General features: G+C 54.9%; 22 protein-coding genes. 1 reads left to right on the top strand and 21 read right to left on the bottom strand.

Annotated features, from left to right (window positions below):
- Positions 1-11 precede the first annotated feature (11 nt).
- The 13 genes from MNU25_RS02600 to pth form a co-directional block, all read right to left on the bottom strand.
- Positions 12-2102 carry a SpoIIE family protein phosphatase gene (locus tag MNU25_RS02600; protein ID WP_240983658.1) on the bottom strand — a complete coding sequence of 697 codons (2091 nt, stop codon included), beginning with the start codon at positions 2100-2102 and terminating at the stop codon, positions 12-14.
- 297 nt (positions 2103-2399) lie between these two features.
- Positions 2400-2783, bottom strand: coding sequence for a S1 RNA-binding domain-containing protein (locus tag MNU25_RS02595; RefSeq protein WP_240983657.1), 384 nt, complete (start codon positions 2781-2783; stop codon positions 2400-2402).
- Positions 2784-2972: 189 nt separating this feature from the next.
- The gene (locus MNU25_RS02590; protein WP_240983656.1) at positions 2973-3338 is read right to left on the bottom strand and encodes an FtsB family cell division protein; all 366 of its coding nucleotides are present in this window, start codon (positions 3336-3338) and stop codon (positions 2973-2975) included.
- On the bottom strand, positions 3319-3555 hold the full coding sequence (locus tag MNU25_RS02585; RefSeq protein ID WP_240983655.1) for a sigma factor-like helix-turn-helix DNA-binding protein: 237 nt from the start codon (positions 3553-3555) through the stop codon (positions 3319-3321). Before MNU25_RS02585 ends, MNU25_RS02590 begins: the two co-directional genes overlap by 20 nt.
- A gap of 142 nt (positions 3556-3697) precedes the next feature.
- Positions 3698-4204, bottom strand: coding sequence for a spore cortex biosynthesis protein YabQ (gene yabQ, locus MNU25_RS02580; RefSeq protein WP_261487503.1), 507 nt, complete (start codon positions 4202-4204; stop codon positions 3698-3700).
- 19 nt (positions 4205-4223) lie between these two features.
- Positions 4224-4529 carry a sporulation protein YabP gene (gene yabP / locus MNU25_RS02575; protein ID WP_240983653.1) on the bottom strand — a complete coding sequence of 102 codons (306 nt, stop codon included), beginning with the start codon at positions 4527-4529 and terminating at the stop codon, positions 4224-4226.
- Positions 4530-4591: 62 nt separating this feature from the next.
- Positions 4592-4876 carry an RNA-binding S4 domain-containing protein gene (locus tag MNU25_RS02570; RefSeq protein WP_240983652.1) on the bottom strand — a complete coding sequence of 95 codons (285 nt, stop codon included), beginning with the start codon at positions 4874-4876 and terminating at the stop codon, positions 4592-4594.
- A 27-nt stretch (positions 4877-4903) separates the two neighbouring features.
- Positions 4904-5179: an HU family DNA-binding protein gene (locus MNU25_RS02565; protein ID WP_047828642.1), complete on the bottom strand. Its 276-nt coding sequence runs from the start codon at positions 5177-5179 to the stop codon at positions 4904-4906.
- Between the two features lie 68 nt (positions 5180-5247).
- Positions 5248-6711, bottom strand: a complete 1464-nt coding sequence (gene yabN, locus MNU25_RS02560) for a bifunctional methyltransferase/pyrophosphohydrolase YabN (RefSeq protein ID WP_240983651.1) — start codon at positions 6709-6711, stop codon at positions 5248-5250.
- A 99-nt stretch (positions 6712-6810) separates the two neighbouring features.
- Positions 6811-7374 carry a stage V sporulation protein T gene (spoVT, locus tag MNU25_RS02555; protein ID WP_240983650.1) on the bottom strand — a complete coding sequence of 188 codons (564 nt, stop codon included), beginning with the start codon at positions 7372-7374 and terminating at the stop codon, positions 6811-6813.
- Positions 7375-7625: 251 nt separating this feature from the next.
- Entirely contained in the window at positions 7626-8597 is a 972-nt protein-coding gene (locus tag MNU25_RS02550; protein ID WP_240983649.1) for a peptidylprolyl isomerase, read from the bottom strand.
- A 40-nt stretch (positions 8598-8637) separates the two neighbouring features.
- Complete coding sequence (gene mfd, locus MNU25_RS02545) at positions 8638-12186, bottom strand: transcription-repair coupling factor (RefSeq protein ID WP_240983648.1); 3549 nt, start codon at positions 12184-12186, stop codon at positions 8638-8640.
- Between the two features lie 238 nt (positions 12187-12424).
- Entirely contained in the window at positions 12425-12985 is a 561-nt protein-coding gene (pth, locus tag MNU25_RS02540) for an aminoacyl-tRNA hydrolase (protein ID WP_240983647.1), read from the bottom strand.
- Between the two features lie 203 nt (positions 12986-13188).
- Between pth and MNU25_RS02535 the strand changes: the two genes are divergently transcribed.
- Entirely contained in the window at positions 13189-13959 is a 771-nt protein-coding gene (locus MNU25_RS02535) for a PRC-barrel domain-containing protein (protein ID WP_240983646.1), read from the top strand.
- A gap of 82 nt (positions 13960-14041) precedes the next feature.
- Here the strand turns inward: MNU25_RS02535 and MNU25_RS02530 are convergent, their stop codons facing one another.
- The 8 genes from MNU25_RS02530 to MNU25_RS02495 form a co-directional block, all read right to left on the bottom strand.
- Entirely contained in the window at positions 14042-14983 is a 942-nt protein-coding gene (locus MNU25_RS02530) for a ribose-phosphate diphosphokinase (RefSeq protein WP_240983645.1), read from the bottom strand.
- 17 nt (positions 14984-15000) lie between these two features.
- Positions 15001-16362: a bifunctional UDP-N-acetylglucosamine diphosphorylase/glucosamine-1-phosphate N-acetyltransferase GlmU gene (gene glmU / locus MNU25_RS02525; RefSeq protein WP_240983644.1), complete on the bottom strand. Its 1362-nt coding sequence runs from the start codon at positions 16360-16362 to the stop codon at positions 15001-15003.
- Between the two features lie 152 nt (positions 16363-16514).
- Entirely contained in the window at positions 16515-16769 is a 255-nt protein-coding gene (gene spoVG / locus MNU25_RS02520) for a septation regulator SpoVG (RefSeq protein WP_240983643.1), read from the bottom strand.
- A gap of 131 nt (positions 16770-16900) precedes the next feature.
- A complete protein-coding gene (purR, locus tag MNU25_RS02515; RefSeq protein WP_240986697.1) occupies positions 16901-17704 on the bottom strand; it encodes a pur operon repressor in 804 nt (267 codons plus the stop codon).
- Positions 17705-17729: 25 nt separating this feature from the next.
- A complete protein-coding gene (locus MNU25_RS02510; protein ID WP_240983642.1) occupies positions 17730-18419 on the bottom strand; it encodes a GntR family transcriptional regulator in 690 nt (229 codons plus the stop codon).
- Positions 18420-18554: 135 nt separating this feature from the next.
- Positions 18555-19436: a 4-(cytidine 5'-diphospho)-2-C-methyl-D-erythritol kinase gene (ispE, locus tag MNU25_RS02505; RefSeq protein ID WP_240983641.1), complete on the bottom strand. Its 882-nt coding sequence runs from the start codon at positions 19434-19436 to the stop codon at positions 18555-18557.
- A gap of 161 nt (positions 19437-19597) precedes the next feature.
- Positions 19598-22243 (bottom strand): cyanophycin synthetase, encoded by a 2646-nt coding sequence (gene cphA / locus MNU25_RS02500; RefSeq protein WP_240983640.1) that lies wholly within the window; start codon positions 22241-22243, stop codon positions 19598-19600.
- A gap of 82 nt (positions 22244-22325) precedes the next feature.
- Entirely contained in the window at positions 22326-23126 is an 801-nt protein-coding gene (locus MNU25_RS02495) for a cyanophycinase (protein WP_240983639.1), read from the bottom strand.
- Between the last annotated feature and the right edge of the window lie 103 nt (positions 23127-23229).

Here is a 23229-nt window from a genome sequence, read left to right as displayed (position 1 = left end):
ACGTCCTTCTTTCACCCTTCATTCCAAAAGTTCTTACGCACAACCAACACTACGCCGTCATCCTGTATTTCGCCGCCGCTCAGCCGGCGAACCTCCTGCACAATTTTATCTGCCAGTTCCTGAGAACCGGCGGCCTGCTCCCGCTCCAGAAAATCCTTGAGCCAGTCTCCTCCGTCACGCACGGCGTCCGGAATACCGTCGCTCACCATGACCAAAACCTGGCTGGGCTTAAAGACCGTCTCAAGCACCGGCACCTCGATTTGGTCCAAGATCCCGGCCGGAAGGCCGCCGGCGCTGAAGGCCTCTATCCCTTCCGGACCCGCGATATAGCTGGCAACAGCTCCCGCTTTGATAAACGTCAGCTCATCTGTCTCCAAAGCAAGGATGGCCAGGTCGACTGTCACAAAACTCTCTTCCGGGGAACGCAGGACTAACATGGAATTCAGAGCCTGCACTGCCTCCACCGGGTCAAAACCCGTGTTCATCAACTGTTCCAGAAGTGTCAGGGCCATGGCACTCATCTTGGCGGCATTCTGCCCCACTCCCATACCATCGCAGATGACAAAGGCATGGCGGCTGGGAGAAAAGGCCAAGGAAGCGTAATTATCACCGTTAATTCCGCTGCCGCTTTTACTGAAAGAGCCCACCCCCACATCCAAAAAATGCCGGCGGCGCCGAGCCAAGTTTGACGGTTTCACGTCCTGTCGGTTATGGCGGGCATTTAACTCCTTGGCCAGATTTCCTATCACGTGAGACACGCTTTGAAACTGCCGGGCAATGGCCTCTTGATTGGCCGCCAGCCTCCGCCGCCATGCCTCTTGGTTTTTCTCCTGCTCCATGATAAATTGTATACCCAAAAGCATTTCTTTTAAACGTCCGCATTGCCTTTTCCATTCCACGGGCAGATCCTGCACCCGTACCTTGCCGTGAGTTTCCACCAATGAGAAAAGGTCAAACAGGTAACGGTACGTTTTATAAAACTCCCGCTCCCAACAGGTCGCAATGGTCGGACAGTTTTGACAGACCCTTTCTACCAGGACATTCATCAGTTCGGGAATCTCCGGGCGCAGGGTCGTTGTTTCTGCCTCCGCCGCCTGATAACTTAAAGCGATTTGGTCAAAAATGTCTGCCAGCACTTTCACTTTACTGACGGTTGCTTCCACTTCCGGAATGGGCTTAGGCTTGAGAAAATCCTTACGCGGGGCCGCTTCCGGCCACAACAGGAAGAGCAAGAGCCCCAGACCCGACGAGACCAGCTGAGAGTACACGGCCTCCTGCCGCAAAAATACGGTCAGGGACAGCGTCACCGCTGAAAAGGCCAAACCGATCCCCAGTTTGCCAAAGCGCTGGAAGGCTCCGGTACAGAAGCCGGCCAGCCCGAAAATCCCGGCATCCATGAGGTTCTGGACATGAAAGTTCAACTCAGGCAAGAAACCCAACAACGCCCCCACCCCGGACGCCGTTCCCGCCCCAAAGCGCCCGGCGGCAAAAAGAACAAAGAAACTGAGGACCACAACCGGGAAATCGATGGCCGCGATTTTAAGTCCTTGCAAGCCGCTGATGGCACCAATCAGAAGGAGAAGCCACGCCATGCCTTGTTCCCGGTTAAACTCGCCTCGCCAAAGGGCCTCCTCCTGGTTCAAGGCGTAGCCGTAAATGATGCTGAACCCCCCGGCCAAAACCCCCTGGACCCCGACGGAAAAAAATGCCGTGGGGTCCGCGCCGTTCCTAAGTAAAGCTAAAGCAAACACCAGGCACGTCAGGGCGGTCACCGTCAAGCTCTGGAACACGGGCGCATGCCTGCCGCGGCGAATCAGGGGCGCCAAAAGACTCAGCAGCACCAGAACAATCGTAATTTCAAGGGCCAGCGGCAGGTCGTGCAGGGTTAGAGTTCCGGCGATAATACCGAGTAATCCCAGTGCCGCTCCTTTCCCGCCCTTCAGGATCAGGGCCGCGCCCAAAGCCAGCCCGAAAGGATAAATGTTCAATACCGCCCCTCTGGCCAGAACTACGCCCAAGAAAAGGGATAGCGCCAAAGTCTGAAAGGAAACTCTCTGCTTACGAACGCTTTGTTCAATCTTAAGTGTTGCCCAATCAGCCATAATGTCACCTCTTACCATTTAATGGTAACATTATAGCCCCTGAGCCCGTCAAAGCCTGTCTACTGGTGTCAAGAAATCAGAACATCTTTCGACTGGATTTCCTAAAAATCAAGCCCCCTCGGCCGCCGCCCCGAACCCCGGGCCCGCCCTGTTACGCCGGGAAGACCCGTGCCAAAACCCGACCGGCGCCGCGCCCGCTCAAGCAGACGGTCGGCCGAGCGCACAATCGGTTTTTTTCGGGGAAACCGGCTTTCCGCTTACGACCAAAAAGGCCGCCTCCGGGCGACCTTTTGCTTTCTAATAACGACCCGAACCCCTGCCTCCACGCTTGGATTCCGTGGCCCGTCGGTATTCCAGCTGACGTTCATCACTGTCCTTAATGAATTTAGCCAATTTGTCCTCGAAAGATACGGTTGGCAGGCGGCGCTCACGATTCGGCCTCGAACTGGGATTAGCTTGCTTGATCGATAGACCTACTTTGCCCTTTTCATCCACATGAATCACTTTGACTTTGACATGATCCTGTTCTTTCAGATAATCTCTTACATCTTTCACATAAGCATCGGCAACTTCCGAAATGTGAACCAGTCCGGTCACCTTATCGGGCAATTCGACAAAAGCCCCAAAATTAGTAATCCCAGTGACCACCCCATCAACAATTGTGCCAACCGCAATGGCCATACGAAGCAAATTCCTCCTTGTGATGAATCTAGCTAGAATCGCTTATATTATATCCAACGTCCAAGAGAAGTGTCAAGTGACCGGAACGAGACGACAGCTATTTTCCCCATTCTTTTGCAACGGTTCGGGGATAGATTCCCCTGCCGCCAAAAGTGCAGCCTACAGAGGCGAAAATAGTTGCCAGGGACCTTACTTTTTGGGCGAAATTGGAATTTCACCCCGGCGGACCAAACCCAACTGCGTCCGGGCCAGCTGCTCGACATAGGCCGGATCATTAAGCCAACGGATCTCCTGCTGCAACTGCTCCTGCTTTTGCACCAGCGCTGCCTTCTCAGTTCGCAGATACGAAAGACGCCCCTCGACCTGCCTCTGCAACTGCCACAAATTCCAAAGGGAAGTACCGACCACCCCCAGGGCCAGAAGCAGCACTGCCAGGGAAACCGGCTTGATGCCAAACCTTTTTCTCGGGCCGGTCTTTTTATTGTAGGCCTTCTTGATGTGCGCATTCTTCTTTTGCGCAGACCCATGCCCCTCTTTACTCGGGCTCCTGTTCACCCCATTCATCCCCCCCTAAGCCCAATTCTTGGCCGGGAATAATGCAGACGATCTCATAACCTTTATTTTTCGCCCTGGCCAGTAATGTCGCTATAGAACTGGGACTCATGCCGAGTCTCTTGCCCATCTGTTCCTGGGTTTGTCCACTCTCTTTTAAAATAACCGCCTGACGTTCGCGGAAACTGAGCTTTTCCAACCCTCTGATCTCCAGATGCACCGTGCTCACCCTTACCGTTTATCCACATTATGCACAGGCCCCTGTGGACAAATCGTGGACAAACTGCCTACATCCTGTGGACAAAGTTGTAAATTCATTATAGCGGCAAACGAGGCAGGAATCAATCCCCATCTGGAAATATTTACCCGTCCCTGTGCGGCGGAAAGTGTTCCTCCCACCAGGAAGCCGCTTTGCGCCGGCCCGATCTGGCCGCTTCCAGAAAAACCGCTTGCCCGAACCGATACAACAGAATGCTTAACCAACTCAGAACTTCATAGAAGGGATGCATCAACCAAGCCACCGCTCCGATCATCTGTGCGATTGCACTCCCGACCAAGCGGCTCATCCCGTCAAATACGCCGTAGGAGCGCAGGGCGAAATGCGTAACCTTTCTGCTCAAGATTCGCAGATACAATAAAAGCCCCACAACCACCCCGATAAAGGCATAAAGGCGGAAAGCCAAGAAATTGGCCCTTTGCAGAAAGAAGGCCAGAAGCAGCAGAGCCAGCGACGAAAAGAGAATGTCTCCGGCAAAAGTCAGAGCCGGACCCCAGCCCCGCCAGCGGCGGAGGGTTCGATACCAATCGAAAACGAATCCCACGAACATGCCCGAGAGTAAAACCCAGGCAAGTGCTGAAAAGTCGGAAATCGCGCTTACCCCCTCCGGCTCATTTAAATATCCTGCCCAAGAAACCCTCCCGCCCCCCCGCTCCGGTTTGGCGGGGATAGATCAAGGCATCGACGCGGCCGTTGATTTCCACAACGCCATTAGGCAAATCGAGCTGCTTAATATCGAGTTTCTCTCCCTTGACGTGCAGCAACCCCTGCTCGGTCTCGAGCACGATCTCTTTCGGATCAAAGGTCTGAACCTTATGGATACCCGTAAGCGTCATGTTGCCGCGATCCTGCAGAACCAGGCGGTGTCCTTTCTGTTTTTCCACTTCGCCCATCCCTCCAACATGTTTCTGCTTCATCCATATTCTCCGGTCCAAGGGTTTAGACATCACTAAAGCCAAAAGCAAAAGGGGCTGCCGCGTCACGGGCAATTAAGCCCGCTTTGCGACAGTCCCTTTTTCTCGTCTTTCAGAACTTCGTAGAGCAAGTGTGCCTCGTCGGCACGAACCGTAGAGGGAACTCCCTTGACCCTGGCCTCCAGAACACGGTTTCCGAATTCAACCAAGAGGGTATCTCCTATTTTCACTTCGCTCGACGGCTTGGCTATCCGCCCATTGATCCGGATCTTTTGGCCCTCGCAGATATCCTTGGCCACGGATCTCCTTTTAATCAGGCGGGACACCTTTAAAAACTTGTCAACACGCATACCGGCCTCTCAACACCGTCGGCAGCCTTACGGCTGAACTGCGTCTTTCAGAGCTTTTCCCGCCTTAAAACCCGGGACCTTGGAGGCGGGAATGGTAATCTTCTCTTTGGTTTGCGGGTTCAAACCCGTCCTTTCCGAGCGTTCTTTCACTTCGAAAGTTCCAAAACCCACCAGCTGTACCCTTTCCAGCTTTGCCAGCGTCTCTTCAATGACCGTAAAAACAGCGTTAACCGCTTTTTCGGCATCCTTTTTGGACATGTCCGTCTTCTCAGCCACCGCGGCCACCAATTCAGCCTTGTTCAAAATGCTCCCTCCCAAAGATTATTCGCCTTATATTTCGCGATAAATAAGCAAACTCCTGCAATAAACCGCTAAGCCAGGACAACTTTACCACTTTTTTCTTGGCTTTTTGCCTTTTCCCAATAAACATCCATCTCCGGTAACGACAGCCGGGCCCAATCGCGGCCGTCCTTTTCCGCTAAATCAAGCATACGGACAAACCTGCCCTTAAATTTGGCCACTGCCGCCCGCAAAACCTCTTCGGCCTCCCACCCCAAGAGCCGGGACAAGTTCACCAGCGCAAAAAACAAGTCGCCGAGTTCCTCCCGAATCCCATCTCCCTGTTCAAGCGCATTCTTCAGCTCGGCCAGCTCTTCTTGAACTTTACCCCAAGGGCCTTGCCAATCCTGCCAGTCAAAACCCGCCCGGGCTGCCCGGCCCTGTACTTCCGCCGCCTGCATCAATGCCGGCAGGCTTTCCCTGGCTTTGAAATACCCCAATCCCCCGCCGGCGGCAGCCTTTTCCGTCTCTTTGACCCGCTCCCAAACCCGAACCACTTCTTCGGCGGTTTTGACCTTGTCGGAGCCAAAGACGTGGGGATGACGCCGAATCAACTTCTCAATGAGCATACGCATGACATCGTGCAGATTGAACCCATCCGACTCCGCGGCAATTTGTGCGTGAAAAACCACTTGTAATAACAAGTCTCCCAATTCTTCACATAAATTATACGTGTCCCCGGCCTGAATAGCGTCCAAAACCTCGTAACTTTCCTCGATCAGGCAAGATTGCAGGGATTCATGGGTCTGCTCCTTATCCCAGGGGCAACCGTCCGCGGCCCGTAACCGCTTCATAATCTCCTCGAGCCGCAGCAAGGAAACCACGTTCTCCTGAGGAGGCACCGCCACGGCCGTCAGGTGATCAAAAGCCTGGCGGTCCAATTCATAAAGCGGAACCCGAATCTTTTGAGGAGCGGTGCTGCCCAACCCCCTCAGGACGTAAACCGGCGCATCATCCGGGTAGCTCTCCATCAAGTCCAGCTTCAGATCGGAAGCGACCAAAGCGCTGTGAACCTGCGGCACGACCAACCATTCCCTGCCCGTCGGAGCGGCATTCTTTAACCCGCCGCACTCCCGGACCAGGAGCCCTTCAGCCGGGTCCAAGGGCAGCGCCGTATAAGCCTCGTCCAGGAAACTCAACGCCGGGTAGACCATAATGTCAACGGTCTGCCCCAATTCCTCTTGCAGAAGACTGACCGTCTTTTCCGCCACCTTGGGATGCCCGGGAACCGCGTAAACGACCTCGGCCCTTTGGGACAATTCCTCCCTTAAACGCGCGACAATGCACTCGTACACCCCTTCGAACGTCTTTTCCCGCCCATAAATATAGTCAAAGGGAATGAACGTCACTCCTTCTCTTCTGAGTTCCTCGACACAGGGATGCCGCTCCGTCCGGACAAAGACCCGATCCGCCTGCTTCAATTTCCTGTAGCTCTCCAAGGTCAGCTTGTCCGCCCCGGCCGGGCCGAGACCGATAATATGTAACCTGGCTTTCACTTGCCCCACCTCCACCTGTTATTCTAGCGGGCCGGGACGGAAAAGCAAACAGACTACGATATATAACCGTAGTCTTGCTCAGGCGCCCACTGGGAATTTCTATTGTTCCATTTGCTTGGCCAAAAAGCCCGCCGCTGTTTCCACCAGCTTAGCCTCCAGTTCCCCCATTTTCACGGCCGGATCTTTGGACATGAGAATCACGGCTCCAATAGGGTCGCCCTCGGCAATGATTGGGGCAATCATTTCGCAGCCGAGCTTGCACTTCTCGTCCTCATCATTTTCGGGGCAGGTCTTGCACAGGGCGTGCTCACCCGCCTTCTCAACGTGAATCAGCTTCCGATCTTCCATAGCCTTTTCTGTTGCCGGTCCCAGAGCTTTGTTCAGGTACTCTTTCTTGGAAGCGCCCGCAACAGCGATAATCATGTCCCGATCCGCGATACAGGCAATATGTCCGGTTGCTTCGTAGAGAGAATCCGCATATTCTCTGGCGAATTCCCCCAGTTCGCCGATCGGCGAGTACTTCTTAAGGATAACCTCCCCCTCCCGGTCGACAAAGATCTCCAGCGGGTCACCTTCTCTTATGCGAAGCGTCCGACGAATTTCTTTAGGAATAACGACACGGCCCAGATCGTCAATCCTCCTCACGATGCCTGTTGCTTTCATGGATGCCCTTCCCTCCTTTTGTCGTCCCCGTACGCCGGCCTTGACGGCGATAAATTTCTGACCGATCCGGCCCGCGCAGAAACTTTAAATCCGCCGGCCAATGGCTTTAATTTCATAAATAGTATATATCCCGCCCTTAGAGATTATTCATTTTTTTCCAAGCCGCTGAAAACTTAGTTAAACTGGGGTTTAAACGCGGAAAAGGAAAGCATTCCATAAAAATGCTTTCCTTGCGAATCAACTGCTCTTTTCTATTGTGCCGGGGCGGGTGTGGGAGCCGACGGAGCGGCTGTGGGCTCAAAGCCGTGGGCGTACTTGATTGTCGCCTTTTTCATCAGGGCATCCATGTAGCTTTGAAACTTGGCATCTTTGGCACTGGTCAGGGCATCCTGTTCGACCTGGGCCTTAACCGCGTTAAAATCGGGGGTCACGGCCGGCTTATGTGCCTCCACCAAGATAATATGATAACCATATGAGGATTTAACCGGCGTCTGCGACCAGGTCCCGACTTTCTGGGAGAAGGCCGCCTTGGCAAAGGCAGGATCCATCTGGTTCTGCGTGAAAAAGCCGAGTTCGCCGCCCTTGTCTTTTGAGCCCGGATCGGTCGACTTTTCCTTGGCTAGTTGGGCAAAATTCGCTCCCTTGTTCAATTCTGCGATGATTTGTTCGGCTTCCGCTTTCGTCTTGACCAGGATATGCCTGGCCTCCACCTCTTCCGGATGACCGTATTGGGACTTGTGGGCGTTAAAATAATTTTGAACGTCGCTCGCACTGACTTTTACACCGGTACTGACCTTCTGGTACAGGGCCAGAAAGTCCAGAAGCTCCTGTTCCGTCATCCCCTGCTGCTTTAGGGCATCCTGAAATTTAGCTTCCGTCCCGAAATTTTGTTTCAGCCCCGCTTCCTGCTGCTTGACCTGGCTGTCATTCGTGCTGAGGCCCAGTTTTCTCACCTCCTGAGAGATGACATCCCCTTCCACCATGCGCTGCAGAATATTGTTCTTCAGTTGCGCCTCCGCCTGTTTCCCCTGGGCTGAAGTAAAATCCATCCCCTGGGTCTTGTATAAAGCTTCGGATGCCGCAACCCGTTGGTCGAAATCGCTCTGGGATATGGCCTGCCCATTGACCCTGGCCACCCATTTCCCGCCTGTCAATGAGCACCCCGCCGTCGCCAAAAGAACTACCAAGGCTCCGGCCACTATTCCCAACCGGGCTCTTTTCAATCAATCCACGACCTTTCCTAAATCCAATGCCACCATTATATCAAGCGGATGGACGCTCTGCAATGTCGAAAAAAGTCGTAAGCGTCTCCCGCACCGCCTGTAACAATTGCGTCTGGTCCAGAATCCTGACCCTGACCTTGCATTCCAATCGTCCGTCCGAGGCAGTGCCAAAAGCCAGGGGATACCGGGAATTGGAAGCTACCTGCATCAGTTTCTCCCCGCTCAGCCCCGGGTCGGCCGCAAAACGCAAAGTGACCTGCTGTTTGTTTTGCTGGATCTGTTCGATCTTCAACTCGCTCGCCAGCCATTTGAGCCGGACGATATGCAGTAGGTTTTCCACCTCCCTGGGTGGCGTACCGAAGCGGTCTATAAGTTCGTCCAGCATCTCCGCCAGGGCGTTCTCATCTTGAATCTGCGCCATCCGTTGATAAAGGGAGGCTTTTAATCCCGCGTCCCCGATGTAATCGTCCGGCAGAAAAGCGTCAACCTGGAGTTCAATACTCGGTTCCACCCGGGTCTCAACCATTTCCCCCCGGATCTCGGCCACAGCCTCCCGCAGCATTTGAACATAGAGGTCAAACCCGACCGCAGTCACATGACCGTGCTGCTGCGCGCCGATGATATTCCCGGCTCCCCGAATCTCCAGGTCCCGCATCGCGATCTTGAAACCCGAACCGAATTCCGTAAATTCCCGAATGGCGGCCAGCCTTTTTTCCGCGACTTCCGAGAGCACCTTTTGCGGTTTGTACAAAAAATAAGCGAACGCCTTGCGGTTGGAGCGGCCCACGCGACCCCTGATCTGATAAAGTTGTGCCAGGCCCAAACGATCCGATTCATCCACAATGAGCGTATTCACATTGGGCATGTCCAGGCCGCTTTCAATAATTGTCGTGGCCATGAGCACGTCGGTCTCTCCCTCCAGAAAAGCGAGCATTTCCCGTTCCAGGGCCACCTCGTTCATCTGTCCGTGAGCAATCCCGTAACGGGCCTCCGGCACGAGTTCCCGCAAAAAATAAGCGACTTGGTCCATATCCTCCACCCGGTTGTGCACATAAAAAACCTGGCCGCCCCGCTGGATCTCCCGCCGTATGGCCTCGCGCACAAGTTCGGGACGGAACTCCGCGACATAGGTCTGGACCGGATAGCGGTCTTCCGGAGGAGTCTCGATCACACTCATATCGCGGACTCCAATCATGGACATATGCAGCGTCCGGGGAATAGGGGTCGCCGAGAGAGTCAGCACATCTACGTTGGCCTTGAGAGACTTGAGCTTTTCCTTATGGGCCACGCCAAACCTCTGTTCCTCATCAATGATCAAAAGACCTAAATCTTTAAACTTCACTTGGTCCGAAATCAAGCGGTGCGTTCCGACGACCACGTCGATGGAGCCGCCCTTAAGTCCCGCCATGATCGCTTTCTGCTCTTTGGCGCTGCGGAAACGGCTCAGCATTTCAATGGTCACCGGATAACCCATGAAGCGTTCCCGAAAAGTATTGAAGTGCTGTTGGGCCAGGATCGTGGTCGGGACGAGAACGGCCACCTGTTTACTGTCCATGACTGCTTTAAACACGGCTCTCAACGCGACCTCCGTCTTACCGTAGCCCACGTCCCCGCAGAGCAGGCGGTCCATGGGCCGGCTGCGCATCATGTCTTCTTTGACCTCCTGAATGCACTGCAATTGATCCGGGGTCTCCTGGTAAGGGAATTTTTCCTCAAATTCCCGCTGCCAGACGTTATCGGGACCGAAACCGAAACCTTGGGTCGCTTCTCTTTGAGCGTAAAGCTTGACCAGGTCAAAAGCCAGTTCCTTCACGGCGCTGCGCGCTTTTGACTTCACCTTATGCCATTCATTGCCGCCCAATTTGTAGAGTTTCGGCACGCTGTCCCCCTCGCTGCCCAAATATTTCTGCAAAAGATGCAATTGGTCAAGAGGAATATAAAGACGGTCCTCCCCGGCATAGCGCACAGTAAAATAGTCTTTCTCCACCCCCCCGATGGTCAGACGCTCAATGCCCACAAACTGCCCGATACCGTGCTGGACGTGAACCACATAGTCTCCCGGCTTAAGATCCGTCAAAAGGACCTGTGAGGCACTTTTTTTCGGGGCCGCCGGTTTCGGAACGGCCCCCGGGCCTTTACGTTCCCGTTTATAAATCTCCAATTCCGTCAGAATCACCAGTTTACCCAGAGGCAGCTCAAACCCGTGATCGATCGAAAATGGATAGACGTAGACATTCCCTCCTTCCACCGGGTCGGAGAGACCGCGGCGGTAGGCCGTTACCCCCAGATCCTTGAGACCTTGAAGCAAACGGCTGCTGTGTTCCTGATCCCCGGCGAACAAAGCAATGACATTTCCCTGGCTCTTCCAGTGCCCTATCTCGTCCACCAACATGCGGGTCTTCCCCATAAATCCGGTCAGAGGCCGGGCTGACAAATTAAAAACTCTTTTCGGCGCCAGCCCCGGCGCCTCTCTCAAAAGCGTAGACAAGCCCACGATCGGCCGCTCCGAACCGAAACGCAAAATATCTTCATAATCCAGGAATTGCTTCTCGGGGTTAAAAAACGCATCCCCATGTTCCAACTGCCTGGTGAACTCCTCCATCCTCTCCCTCTCCTGGAAATCAAGCTGCTCTTTAATCCGCAGGGGCTCATCAAGAACCACCAAACGATCGGGAGAAAGGTAGGAAAAGAATGTTACCAGTTTTTCTTGCCCCATACCGAGAAATGGATAGACGTTTTCATCGACAAACCCCTGCTCCAGCCGCGTTTCAATATGAGCGGCTTTTTCCAGTATACGGCCGGCCGCCTCCGGTTTGCCCAACCTCTGCAAACGCCCGGAAGCCCGGCGGGCCTGTGCTTTCACTTCCCAACGCAGGTGCTCTGTTTCTTCCTTGGTCAGAATGTACTCCAGAACCGGCGGAATCCTCACCTCTGCCTGTGCGGCTATGGATTTCTGCGACTCCATGTCGAAGGTACGCAGGGAATCCACCTCATCATCGAAAAATTCCAGGCGCACGGCCTCCCCGCTCAGAGGGGCAATATCCAGAATCCCTCCCCGCAAGGCAAACTGCCCTCTTCCTTCCACGACCTCCACGCGTTCATACCCGCCGGCAACCAGTTGAGTGAGGACTCCCGGCAAGGCATAGTGCCCCCCCGATTTGAACTCAAGAATATGCCCGCGCCATTTCTCGGGCGGAAACAGCCGCCTTTCCACTGCCAAAACCGGAGCCACCACCGTGAGGGAATTATCCCCGGCCAGCCTGTCCAAGACCCTGATCCGTTCTGCCGTAATCTCCCGGCTGCGGCCCAGAACCTCAAAGGGCAGCCACTCGGTCGGCGGAAAAAGCAAGATTTCCTCATAGGGCAGCCAAGTCCTCAGGTCCCGCTGCCACTTGCGTGCCTGTTCCTCCGAGTAGGTCAAAATAAGGGCAGAGCGGGAGCGCAGAATCTCACCCACGAAAGCCGCTTTTTGGCTCCCCGTCAAATTATAAACCATCTGGGGATATTCTAACTGTTTTAAGGCCCAGTCCGCTTCTTCGATATCCAAACCTTGGCGCAAATAATCGTGAATTGTCTTCAATGCAGCCATCCTTTCAACAGTGCAACACAAAAAGATGAACGTCCCGGAGTGGACCCCCATAGAGTAAATAGGTTTGTGCCGCAATTCCCAATTTAACGCAAAGCACTTCCTTTGTCAATGATGGGGAAAACAATTGCCGGAGACTTCACCCCAAAATGTTCGCTTCGAAACTTCGCCCGCAATGTCGGCGTCAAAACTTCGCCCGCAAATCTCCCCTTTGGACTAGGTTTGCCTAACCCCGAGTTGGTTATGCGCGGTTGTACCGATTCATCGCTTCGGCCGTATCCCCGGTCAGCCAGACTCCGGCCGCCTGCTCCGCCTTGGCCAGCACCCCTTCCAAAAGTTCGATTTCCCCCGGCAAAAACCTGCCCAAAACGTAAGCGGCCGCTTCCCAGCCGGCAGGCGGGCGCCCAATCCCGATTCTCAGGCGCCAAAAGTCCTCTGCTCCCAGTTCTGCCAAGAGTGAGAGAACTCCTCTGTGCCCGCCGGCACCCCCCCTCCGGCGCAGGCGCATCCTGCCCAAGGCCAGGTCCAAGTCGTCATGAACCACGAGGATTTCCGAGGCCGGGATCTTGTAGAAACCTGCCAATTCCCTTACGGCCCGCCCGCTGAGATTCATGTAAGTCTGGGGTTTAAAGAGCACAACCCGTTCCCCGGAAACCTCCCCCATCGCCATCAGGCCGTGATATTTGGGCCTGAAATCCCATCCCCATCGTTTGGCCAAATTATCGACCAGCACAAATCCCACATTGTGCCTGGTTTCGGCATATTCGGGGCCGGGATTTCCCAACCCGGCTATGACTTTCATACGGATCTCCTTCCTTGGCATATTTGCCATCCGCCCCGCATAAGAGTGATGAGGAAATAAATAAAATACGGGATCTCAGAGGACCGGATGAGAAAACGGCCGCCAAACGAAATGGAAGCGAGCGACCGGCTGAACCGGGACCGCTGCAAGTTTCCCATCCTGCGGAAGATTACTCTCTGAAAGGACAAAAAGGCGGTGAAAACATGAAACCCAGCCGTAAATTCCTTTCCTTGCCGATTATTACCCTCAAGGAAGGGCAACAAATCGGCTATGTCAAGGGTCTGGTCCTTGATGCCCGGGAAAAAGCCGTGGCCGCCTTGGTGGTCGATCCCAAAGGGTTTTTCAAAGACCAACGCATCATTCCGTACAGCAAAGTGGTCAGCGTCGGGGATGACGCTATCACGATCGACAAAGAAAGCCATGTGGAAAAGTCCGCCGGGATACCGGAACTTCTGGAGCTGCTTAAAGAAAAGCTCGGGATCATCGGCACCAAAGTCGTCACCGAATCCGGTAAAATTTTAGGCATAGCCGCGGAATACTATGTCGACACCGTGACCGGAAAAGTCACCCAATTGGAGGTTTCCGGAGGCAAAATCGGCAGCCTCCTTAACGGCAGAGCTTTGTTGAGTGCGGAGCAGCTGGTCACCATCGGCCCGGATGTCATTGTCGCGCAAAAAGAGAGCGAACTTAGCCTGGATGTGGCAGACAAAGGACTCAATGATACCCTTAAATCCTTCCTGCACAGCACCTCACATTTGGCTTCGGAAAAAACCCAAACTTTGAGCCAGTACTTTCGCAAAGGCAGACTTTCCGACGACGGAAAGCCCCCCGAACAGGCAGCCGCAAACACGCTTCCCGCAGAGTCGGGCCTCTTCGATCATGAAGCCGCAGAGCCGGAAACAGACACCTCTGAACACTCTACGCCCCTCACCCCGGCCGACAACCGGAACCCACCCAAGGAACCTTTGGGGTGATAAAATTTTTCCCTTAGGAGCTGGCCTCTGTAACGGCCTCAGATCCCACTTCCGGCCCCCGGCTTCTGACCTCCGGCCTCTGTTAGCTGAACAGCTTGCTTACCGACAGGTCCTCATGAATGCGGACGATAGCCTCACCGAGCAGGGGCGCGACAGAGAGCACCTTGAGTTTGTCAATCCGTTTATCCTCGCTCAGAGGAATCGTATTCGTCACAACGACCTCGTTAATGACGGAATCAGCCAGCCTCTCGATGGCCCGGCCCGAAAGCACGGCGTGGGTACAACAGGCATAAACTTCCTTAGCCCCTCTTTCTCTCAGCGCCCGGGCTCCTTGGGCAATCGTTCCCGCCGTGTCAATGATATCGTCGATCATGATGGCATTTTTCCCCTCCAATTCACCGATGACGTGCATAATTTCGGAGACGTTGGGTTCGGGGCGGCGTTTATCAATAATGGCAATAGAAGCGCCGATTCGCTCAGCCAGACTGCGAGCCCTGGTCACTCCGCCTAAATCCGGCGAAACAACAACCAGATCCGCCAGTTCCTTCTCCCGGAAATATTCCGCCAAAATAGGAACACCGGGAAGATGATCCACCGGAATATCAAAAAAACCCTGGATAGCCGGAGCGTGGAGATCCATGGTAACCACCCTGTCCGCCCCCGCGGTCGTAATGACATTAGCCATCAGCTTGGCTGTGATCGGATCGCGGGCTCTTGCTTTGCGTTCTTGCCTGGCATACCCGTAATAGGGCATCACCGCCGTAATCCGACGGGCGGAGGCACGCTTGAGGGCATCAATCATGATCAGAAGTTCCATGATATTGTCATTTGTGGGCGCACAAGTGGGCTGGACCACAAAAATATCCGCGCCCCGCACGCTTTCGTTGATGGCAATGGAAATTTCCCCGTCCTGAAAGCGCAGCACCTTGGATTCCCCTAACGGCACGGAAAGATATTCGCAAATTTCCCCGGCCAGATCCCGATTGGCATTTCCACAAAAGATTTTTAACTCTTTTGACGACATGGCTCTCCGCTTTCCCCCTAATCGCACGATTCACGCTGCCAATTTTCTTTGACCGTTTGACGCGCCCGTTCAACAGCCAAGGCGTTGGCAGGGACATCCTTAGTTATAGTCGATCCCGCTCCGACAAAGGCTCCTTCCCCCACTGTCACCGGTGCCACCAGGTTAGTGTTGCTCCCGATAAAGGCGCGGTCTCCGACCACAGTCGGGTGCTTGTTGACCCCGTCGTAGTTACAGGTAATGGTCCCCGCACCGATATTAACGCCGGCACCTATGTCCGCATCTCCCACATAACTCAAGTGCGGTACTTTTGACCCCCGTCCGATCCGGCTGTTCTTTATTTCGACAAAGTCGCCCACCTTGACCCCCGATGCCAAGCGGGTTCCCGGCCGCAGGTAAGCGAAAGGTCCGACTGTACTGTCCTCGCCGATCAAGGCATCTTTGGCTACGGTGTGGGCTACCCGGCAGCCGCGGGCACAGATACAGGATTCCAAAAATACCTGCGGACCCAGAACTGCGTCTTCCGCGACTTTAGTGTTTCCTTTCAGCACAGTAAAGGGCAGAAGGGTCACATCCTGAGCCAACTCGACTCCCGCGTCGACAAAAGTCGAAGCCGGGTCCACAATGGTAACTCCCTGCTCCAACCAATGGGCCAGTATCCTTTGCCTGTACACTCCTTCAGCCTCCGCCAACTGCGCCCTGCTGTTAATGCCCAAGGCCTCGTTGGAGTCCGCCGCCCTTTGGATGAACACCGCCTCATTTTCGCGTCGGAAAGCCGCGAACACTCCCGGCAAATAGTACTCACCCTGCGCGTTTTCCGGCCGCAAGGCGGCCAAAGCGGCACGCATTGGTTTAACCTTGAAGCAATAAGTACCGGTGTTGATTTCCCTGACCGTACGTTGCGACGGGGAGGCGTCTTTTTCTTCGACAATGTCCAGCAAGATCTCTCCGTCCCGAATAATCCTGCCATATCCATAAGGATCCGCCGGCTCGGCAGTCAAAACCGTCGCCGCCGCGCCCCGGGTCTGATGGAACCGAATCAGATCCGCCAGAGTCCGCGAGCGGAAAAGCGGTTGATCCCCGCTCAAAACCAGAACATCCTCCGCCCCCTCTAAAAAGGGCAACGCCTGTTTTAAAGCGTGTCCGGTCCCCAGTTGTTCCTCCTGAACTGCGCAAACCGCGCGCCCCGCCAAATGCGGTACCAAAACCTCCTTGCCGTGGCCCACGATTACCAGAGGCTCCTTGATTCCCAAAGGTTCCAGGGCAGCCAAAACATGATCAATCAGGGGTTTACCCGCCAGTGGATGCATGACTTTAGGAAGCTTTGACTTCATCCGCGTACCTTTTCCCGCCGCCAAGACCACGGCCGCCAAACTGGGCATTCTTCTAACCTCCAGTTTTAGTTTAACCTCAACTAAAATATTATACCCTATATTTCGCCGACAACAAATCCAATTCTACAAATTCTACGTAAATGAGCGGGCCATCTTTAGGGCAGACAAAAAAGAGGCCTTAACGCAAGGCCTCGCTCAAATCACATCGCTTCCTGATAGGCTTTGAGGACAGCAGACTGTATGACCTCACGCGCCGCCGCCGAAATGGGATGAGCAATATCACGGAACTCCCCTTCCGGAGTTTTGCGGCTTGGCATCGCAACAAATAGCCCATTCGTACCTTCCACGACTTTAACATCGTGAACCACAAAGGCATTGTCAAAAGTGACCGAAACGACAGCCTTCATTTTGCCTTCAACGTTGACTTTCCGAACCCGCACATCAGTGATGTTCATTATGCATTCACCACCCTCCCTTTTTCGGACATCCGTCTTGTATATTCAATAATTCTCCGCTTGGTAAAAAAATCCTTCCTGAAAAACGCAAAAATTTTTCAGATTCTGTTTCTTTCTGCCATCTCCCCGGCCTAATAAGTCACCGGCACAACCGTTACCCGCCCTGAAAGTTCCAGCTCCGTGAGCCGCAAAAGTACCCTGTAATCCCGGACAAGCTTGGGACCGTCACCCAAGGCCGATTCCATCAACATGCCAATCCCGACAACATTCGCCCCAAATTCACCCATTAAGTCCATCATACCTTTGGTCGTACCGCCCGCCTTGATAAAATCGTCGATGATGAGGACACGTTTGCCGGGCTCAAGCGCCCTGCGGGACAAAGACATCGTCTGAATGCGCTGGGATGAACCCGAAACAAAATTGATGTTCACGGAGGAACCCTCCGTCACTTTGTTGCCGTGCCGGACAATCACCATCGGCACCCCCAGGGCTCCCGCACACTCCAAAGCTAAGGGGATCCCTTTGGTTTCGATGGTCACGACCGCGTCCGGCCGCTCAGACCGGAAAACCCGAGCGAACATAAGCCCCAAAGGATGCACGACGGCCGGATCAAATAAGAGATCCGTCATATACAGGTAACCCCCCGCGAGGATCCTTTCCTTATCGCTCAGACGCCCGGCCAGCCCCGACAAAAACTTGTCCGCCTCCTCGAAGGAGATCTCCGGGATATAGCGCACTCCTCCGGCCGCACCTGACAACGTTTCGATATATCCCCGCTTCGATATGGCAAAGCCTTCCCTCACCGTGAGCAAATCCTCGCTGATCGTCGATTTTCCCGCACCAAAACACTCCGCCAGAGAGGACAGGGAGAGCAGCTGATTCGGTTTGGCCATGAGTATCTGTGTCATTGCCACCAGGCGTTCGGCCCTTTTCATCTTCAAATCATCCCCCACGAACCTTTCACTCCTGATCCTGGCTGTCGGTCAGGGTACGAAGCGCTTCAAACAACACGTTTTCCGCCGTGACAATATGCTGCGTAGCGAGTTCCTGCGCTTCGGCAACATCGTGCTGCACCAAAGCCTCGACGATGGCCCGGTGTTCCTCGACGGCGACTTTCACCCGACCGGGAACCGCCAGCGATGTGGAACGGAATCGTTGAAAGTGTTCGCGCAGATTACCCAGGATTTGAACCAAACGCGCATTGCGGCTGGCCTCGTAAACCAAAGCGTGAAAATCCGTGTCCGATTCCACGACCTTTTCCAAAGTTGTTTCCTGCCCCTCATGGAACAGCAAAATCCGCTCCATCTGCTCCAGTTCCTCATCAGTAACCCGTTCCGCGGCCAACCCCGCCGCCAGGCCCTCGAGAGCGGCGCGAATCTCAAAAACATCCGCCACATCTTTAAGCGAAACTCCTGCCACATAAGCCCCTTTTCTGGGGATCATTACGACAAACCCTTCCAATTCCAACTTACGAATCGCTTCGCGCACCGGAGTCCTGCTGACTCCCATCTCCTCCGCCAGCTGAATTTCCATCAGCCGCTCGCCGGGTTTCAACACCCCGCTGATGATCGCCTCACGCATCGAATCAAAAACGATTTCCCGCAAAGGTTTATAGCTGTCAAGTTTTACCGGGACCAAACGCCTTTCCATGCAGACTCTCCTTCCCTATCAGGGACCCGATCAGAAACCGACGGCTCGACCACGGCTCAGCTGCACACCCCAACGCCCTGTACCATCTGTTCCGCTTACCTATCCTGATCACCTGTCCCACTTTTTCCCGCCATTTTAGCGGCGGTCCATTTCCCCGGAATTTTCCCCTTGAAACCGGGTGACCCAAATGTGCAATGATCGGTCCTGCCGCAGGCTCCGCGCAATCTCCCGCGCCCGGAGAGCGCTTTCGGCCATACCGAAGACCGTCGAACCGCTTCCCGACATCAAGGCTCCCAAACAACCCGCGTGCAACAACTTCGCTTTGATCTCGGCGATGGCCGGAACCAATTCCATGGCTGCCGGTTCCAAGGCGTTGCTCAAAAGAGCGGCTACCTTGGCAGCCGCCGGTCGGCGCAAAACTGCCAGCCAATCCTCCCGTTTCAAGCGGCTGCGTAATCCCGACCGGTCCCAGCGCCGGTAAACTTCGCCGGTCTTTACCCCGAGCCGCGGTTTCACCAGAACCAGAGGAAAGGCCGGCGCCGCGGGCAAAGCCTCCAGCACCTCTCCCCTGCCGGTTGCCCACATTGTTCCTCCCGCCAGACAAAACGGCACATCTGCCCCCACGGCGGCAGCCATCTCCCTCAATATATCCGGGGTATACGGTAAACCAAACAGCCGGTTGAGAGCCCGCAGCACCGCCGCCGCGTCACTGCTGCCCCCGGCCAGACCCGCCTCCACCGGAATATGTTTCGTGATCTCGATCTCTATTCCCTCTGGTCTGCCCCAACGTTGAAGAAATAGATCGGCGGCTTTATAAGCCAAATTCTGCGGGCCGCTTAAACTTCCGCAGCGACATACCAAGCCTGAACCCCGCCGGCCCACCCGGACCAGGTCGTGCAATTCCACCGATTGCATGACGGATTCCAGCTCATGGTATTGATCTTCCCTCAGGCCGGAAATTGCCAAGGCCAGATTAATCTTGGCATAAGCGAACATTGTTATCTCTGAACCGCTCATAATAAGACATAGCTCCGAACATTAAAGTTGACTTTCTCTTATTATAGCGGTTAAACCGGTAAAACTCCAGTCATCAGCCGCGGGCCCCGTCCAAGAAAACCCGGGTAATATTACAAACCCCGCACCACTGGGAAGTGGTGCGGAGTTCCGCCGTCTCTGGGTTATTTTCCTGCCTCCCCGACCGCCCTTCCGGACGAACTCTCCTCTTGTCTGAGCCGTCGCCGAATCTCCTCTTCGATGGGACCCAAATGTTCATAAAACATGGCGAACATCTCCCCCGGTAAACAGCTGTCCAATCCGTAACAGAAAGCCTCCCGCTCATTTAGGACAGTGGTCAGGCGATTGGCCGGCATTCCGGTCCGGATCGCCTCGGCCCGGATGATGGCGGCAATCTCCCCGGGCTGCCTCCCTCTGAGGTCTTCGTCTTCCCTGATGATAAGGCGCTGAAATCCCTGTGCCGCCACCCGCGCCAGTTCCCTGATTTCGGCGTCCGTCCGGTCACCGGGAACAGTGACACAGCCTACGAGCGACGACCCTCCTTTGCACTTTTTTAGAGTTTGAATAATTTCCCTGATGCCGGCGGCATTGTGCCCGTAATCGACACAGACATTCACCCCGCCAACCTCGTAAAAATTGAGTCTGCCCCGGCTATTCAGTCCGTCCGGAAAGAAATTCCCCAGTGACTGCCGAATCGCCTCTGTGCTCAAACCCAGGGCCCAAGCCGCCGCCACGGCTGCCAACACGTTTCCTACGTTGTGCCGGGCTCGTCCGCCCAGAGTTATGGGCAATTGCCTGACGCTGCAGACCCGATAGCTCTGCGAACCCTGGCAGAACAAGATCACCCCACGCCGGACAAAAACCGCCCCTCCGCCCCGGCCCAGATGCTTGCGCACATGAATGTTATCTTTGTGCTGACTGAAAAGGATCACTTTGCCGTTCGTCCGGCCCGCCATCTTCAGGACATACGGGTCATCCGCGTTCAGCACGACATAACTGTGAGGTTTGACCGCTTCCGCGACCAAGCTTTTCACCCGGGCCAGATCATTTAGGTCTTCAATGCCGTACTGTCCCAAGTGGTCTGCCGAAACATTCGTAATGACGGCCACGTCGGCATAATCATAGGCCAGACCCGCCCGCAGTATTCCTCCCCGCGCCGTCTCCAAAACCGCGACCTGAACGTCCGGGTGGCTTAAGACCGTCCCGGCGCTTTCCGGCCCGGTCGTATCCCCTTCAACCAAGAGCTTGCCCTGAACATAAATGCCGTCTGTCGTGGTCATGCCGACACAGAGCTTTTGATCCAAAAGCATTTTGCCGATCATCCGAGTCGTGGTCGTTTTACCGTTTGTTCCGGTGACTGCGACGATCGGGATCCTGCCATTCCCGCTGGGCAGAACGAGGTTAACGATCGCTTTGCCCGCATCTTTGGCCGGCCCCGCCGAAGGATAGTGATGCATCCGGATCCCGGGGGCGGCATTGACCTCAATGACTCTTCCGTCAGCCAGGCGATAAGACTCCGCAATGTCCGAACTCACGATGTCCACCCCGGCAATATCCAGACCCACGACCTTGGCGGCATAAACCGCCAAATCCACATTGTCCGGGTGTACGGAATCCGTGACATCCAAGGCGATGCCGCCGGTGCTCAAGTTGGCCCCGTCCCTCAAGTAAACAATTTCCCCGGCCGCCGGTACGGTGGTCAAGGTTAACTTCTTCTGGGCCAAGGTCAGGATGACCACAGGGTCGATGCGAATTTTCGTCAGGGCTTTTTCGTGATCTTCTCCCCGCAAAGGGTTGGCATTGGTCTGTTCGACCAGTTCGGCGATCGTAGCCTTACCGTTACCTATGACGTGGGCCGGGATCCGCTCCGAGGCGGCTACCAACCGCCCTCCAACCACCAGTAAGCGGTAATGATGCCCCTCAATAAACTCCTCCACAATGACATCCGAGCCGTAAGTCTGTGCCACCCGGAAAGCCGTCCGCACTTCCCCTTCGCTCATCAGCTTAAGGCTAACCCCCTTGCCCTGGTTCCCATTGTAAGGCTTCACGACAACCGGCCCGCCGATGCGTTTAAGAGCCGCGGCCGCCGCGTCCTCTTCCTTCGCCACCAGCCCGGAAGGCACCGGAATGCCTGCCGCTTTCAACAAACGTTTCGTCAAACCTTTATCCCCGGCAATATCAACCCCGATGCAACCGGTGCGATCTGTCATGGCTGCCTGAATGCGCCGTTGATTCCGGCCGTAACCCAGCTGCAGCAGGCTGTATTCGTTCAGGCGCCGAAACGGAATCCCTCTCTCTTGACAGGCCTTGATAATCATCTTGGTCGACAAGCCGAGATCGTTTTCCGCAATGACTTGGCACAGCTTATTGACGATGTCCGCCGCGTTCATGTCCTTTCCCGACAATAAGGAATCCACCAAAGCCACGGCCTGCCGGAACGCTTCCATACCCCCCTCTTTGGACTGGTAATTGAAGATTATCTCATAAACTCCCGGCCTCCCCGTCAGGGACATCGTCTTGCCGTAAGAAATGTCCTGCCCGGCCCGAGTCAATAACTCGATGGTCACGTGTTCCGTGACATGTCCTATCAGTGTGCCTTCCGCCAGCCTTTCGAGAAACCCTCCCGGTTTGCCGCGGGAACAATAATGTTCCGACAAACCCGGCAAACACGCGACCAACCGGTCATTGAAATCCCCCAATCGGTCACTCGTCTTGTCCGCCCATTCCCGGAGATCCAGAATCGCACGAATGACGGGCCGCAGGCTGTAAACGTTGGCCCCTTCGATGGCCTGGATTTGCTTGATCTCCATTCGCTTGCTAGTCCTCCTTTAGTCACGGGAAATCCACCTTTATAGTTTTAACGCTTTTTTAAGTATGTATTCTCCGCCCCCGTCAGCCCGCGGGAAGGAAGACCCGCCGGCGCAAATCGAACTCGTATTCCTCCGGCAAAACGTGCATGCGGACCGGCGATAAAACGAGCGGCTGCCCCGGCCTGGATTCGGACACATTGCTCGCCACCGATTCCGAGGCGTCGATCACGGTTACGGTTTGACTGCCCACCACCGAGAACCTCCCGTCCGGATGCACGAGGATAGCCGTGTCCTCATCGATGCCGATTCCCAGCACATACGGGTTATGGGCTACGGCTTCGAGAAGCCTGCCGATCCTCCCTCTCTGAGCAAAATGTTGGTCCACCACAATGGAGCGCAGGAGCCCCAGACCGGGAGCCATGGTCAAAGTGTTTTTCCGCGGTGTCCCCGCTTCCCCCCCGACGATCATCGTGTCGGACATCACGGAAGCGCCCGCGCTCGTGCCGGCTATTATCACCCCCTTCTCATACAGGTTGTGCAGAGAGCGTCCTAAGAGAGTCCCTCCCAACAAGCCCGTAATGCGCAATTGATCTCCCCCTGTGAGAAAAACTCCGCTGACCGAGGTCAGAAGATGGGGAATTTCCTCTGAATTCGCCTGACCGCGGTCGGCCACATCCAAAATCCTGACATCATGAACCCCCAGGCCCTGCAGCACCTCCGTATACTCGGCTCCGACCCGCCGCGGATACTCTGTGGCCGCCGTGAGCACCACCACTGGCTTCTTCCCGGCCTCTTCGACAAAACGTTTAAGGATTTTCTTGTCCCCGGTCTTGTCTTCCGCTCCGCCGATGATCAGAAGCTTGCCTTGCACATGCTCGCTCATGAACATTCCTCCCCGATTCCTTATTGTGAGCGTAAAAGGCCACAAATTATACAAAGAACCGGGCCGAGAGGAAAGCATATGATAGATCGGAATCCGGAGACCC

The organism is Acididesulfobacillus acetoxydans (assembly GCF_902729405.1).
In the GTDB taxonomy this organism is placed as follows: domain Bacteria; phylum Bacillota; class Desulfitobacteriia; order Desulfitobacteriales; family Desulfitobacteriaceae; genus Acididesulfobacillus; species Acididesulfobacillus acetoxydans.
The sequence above is the reverse complement of the archived record's forward strand: the minus strand, read 5'-3'. Positions and strand labels throughout refer to the sequence as shown.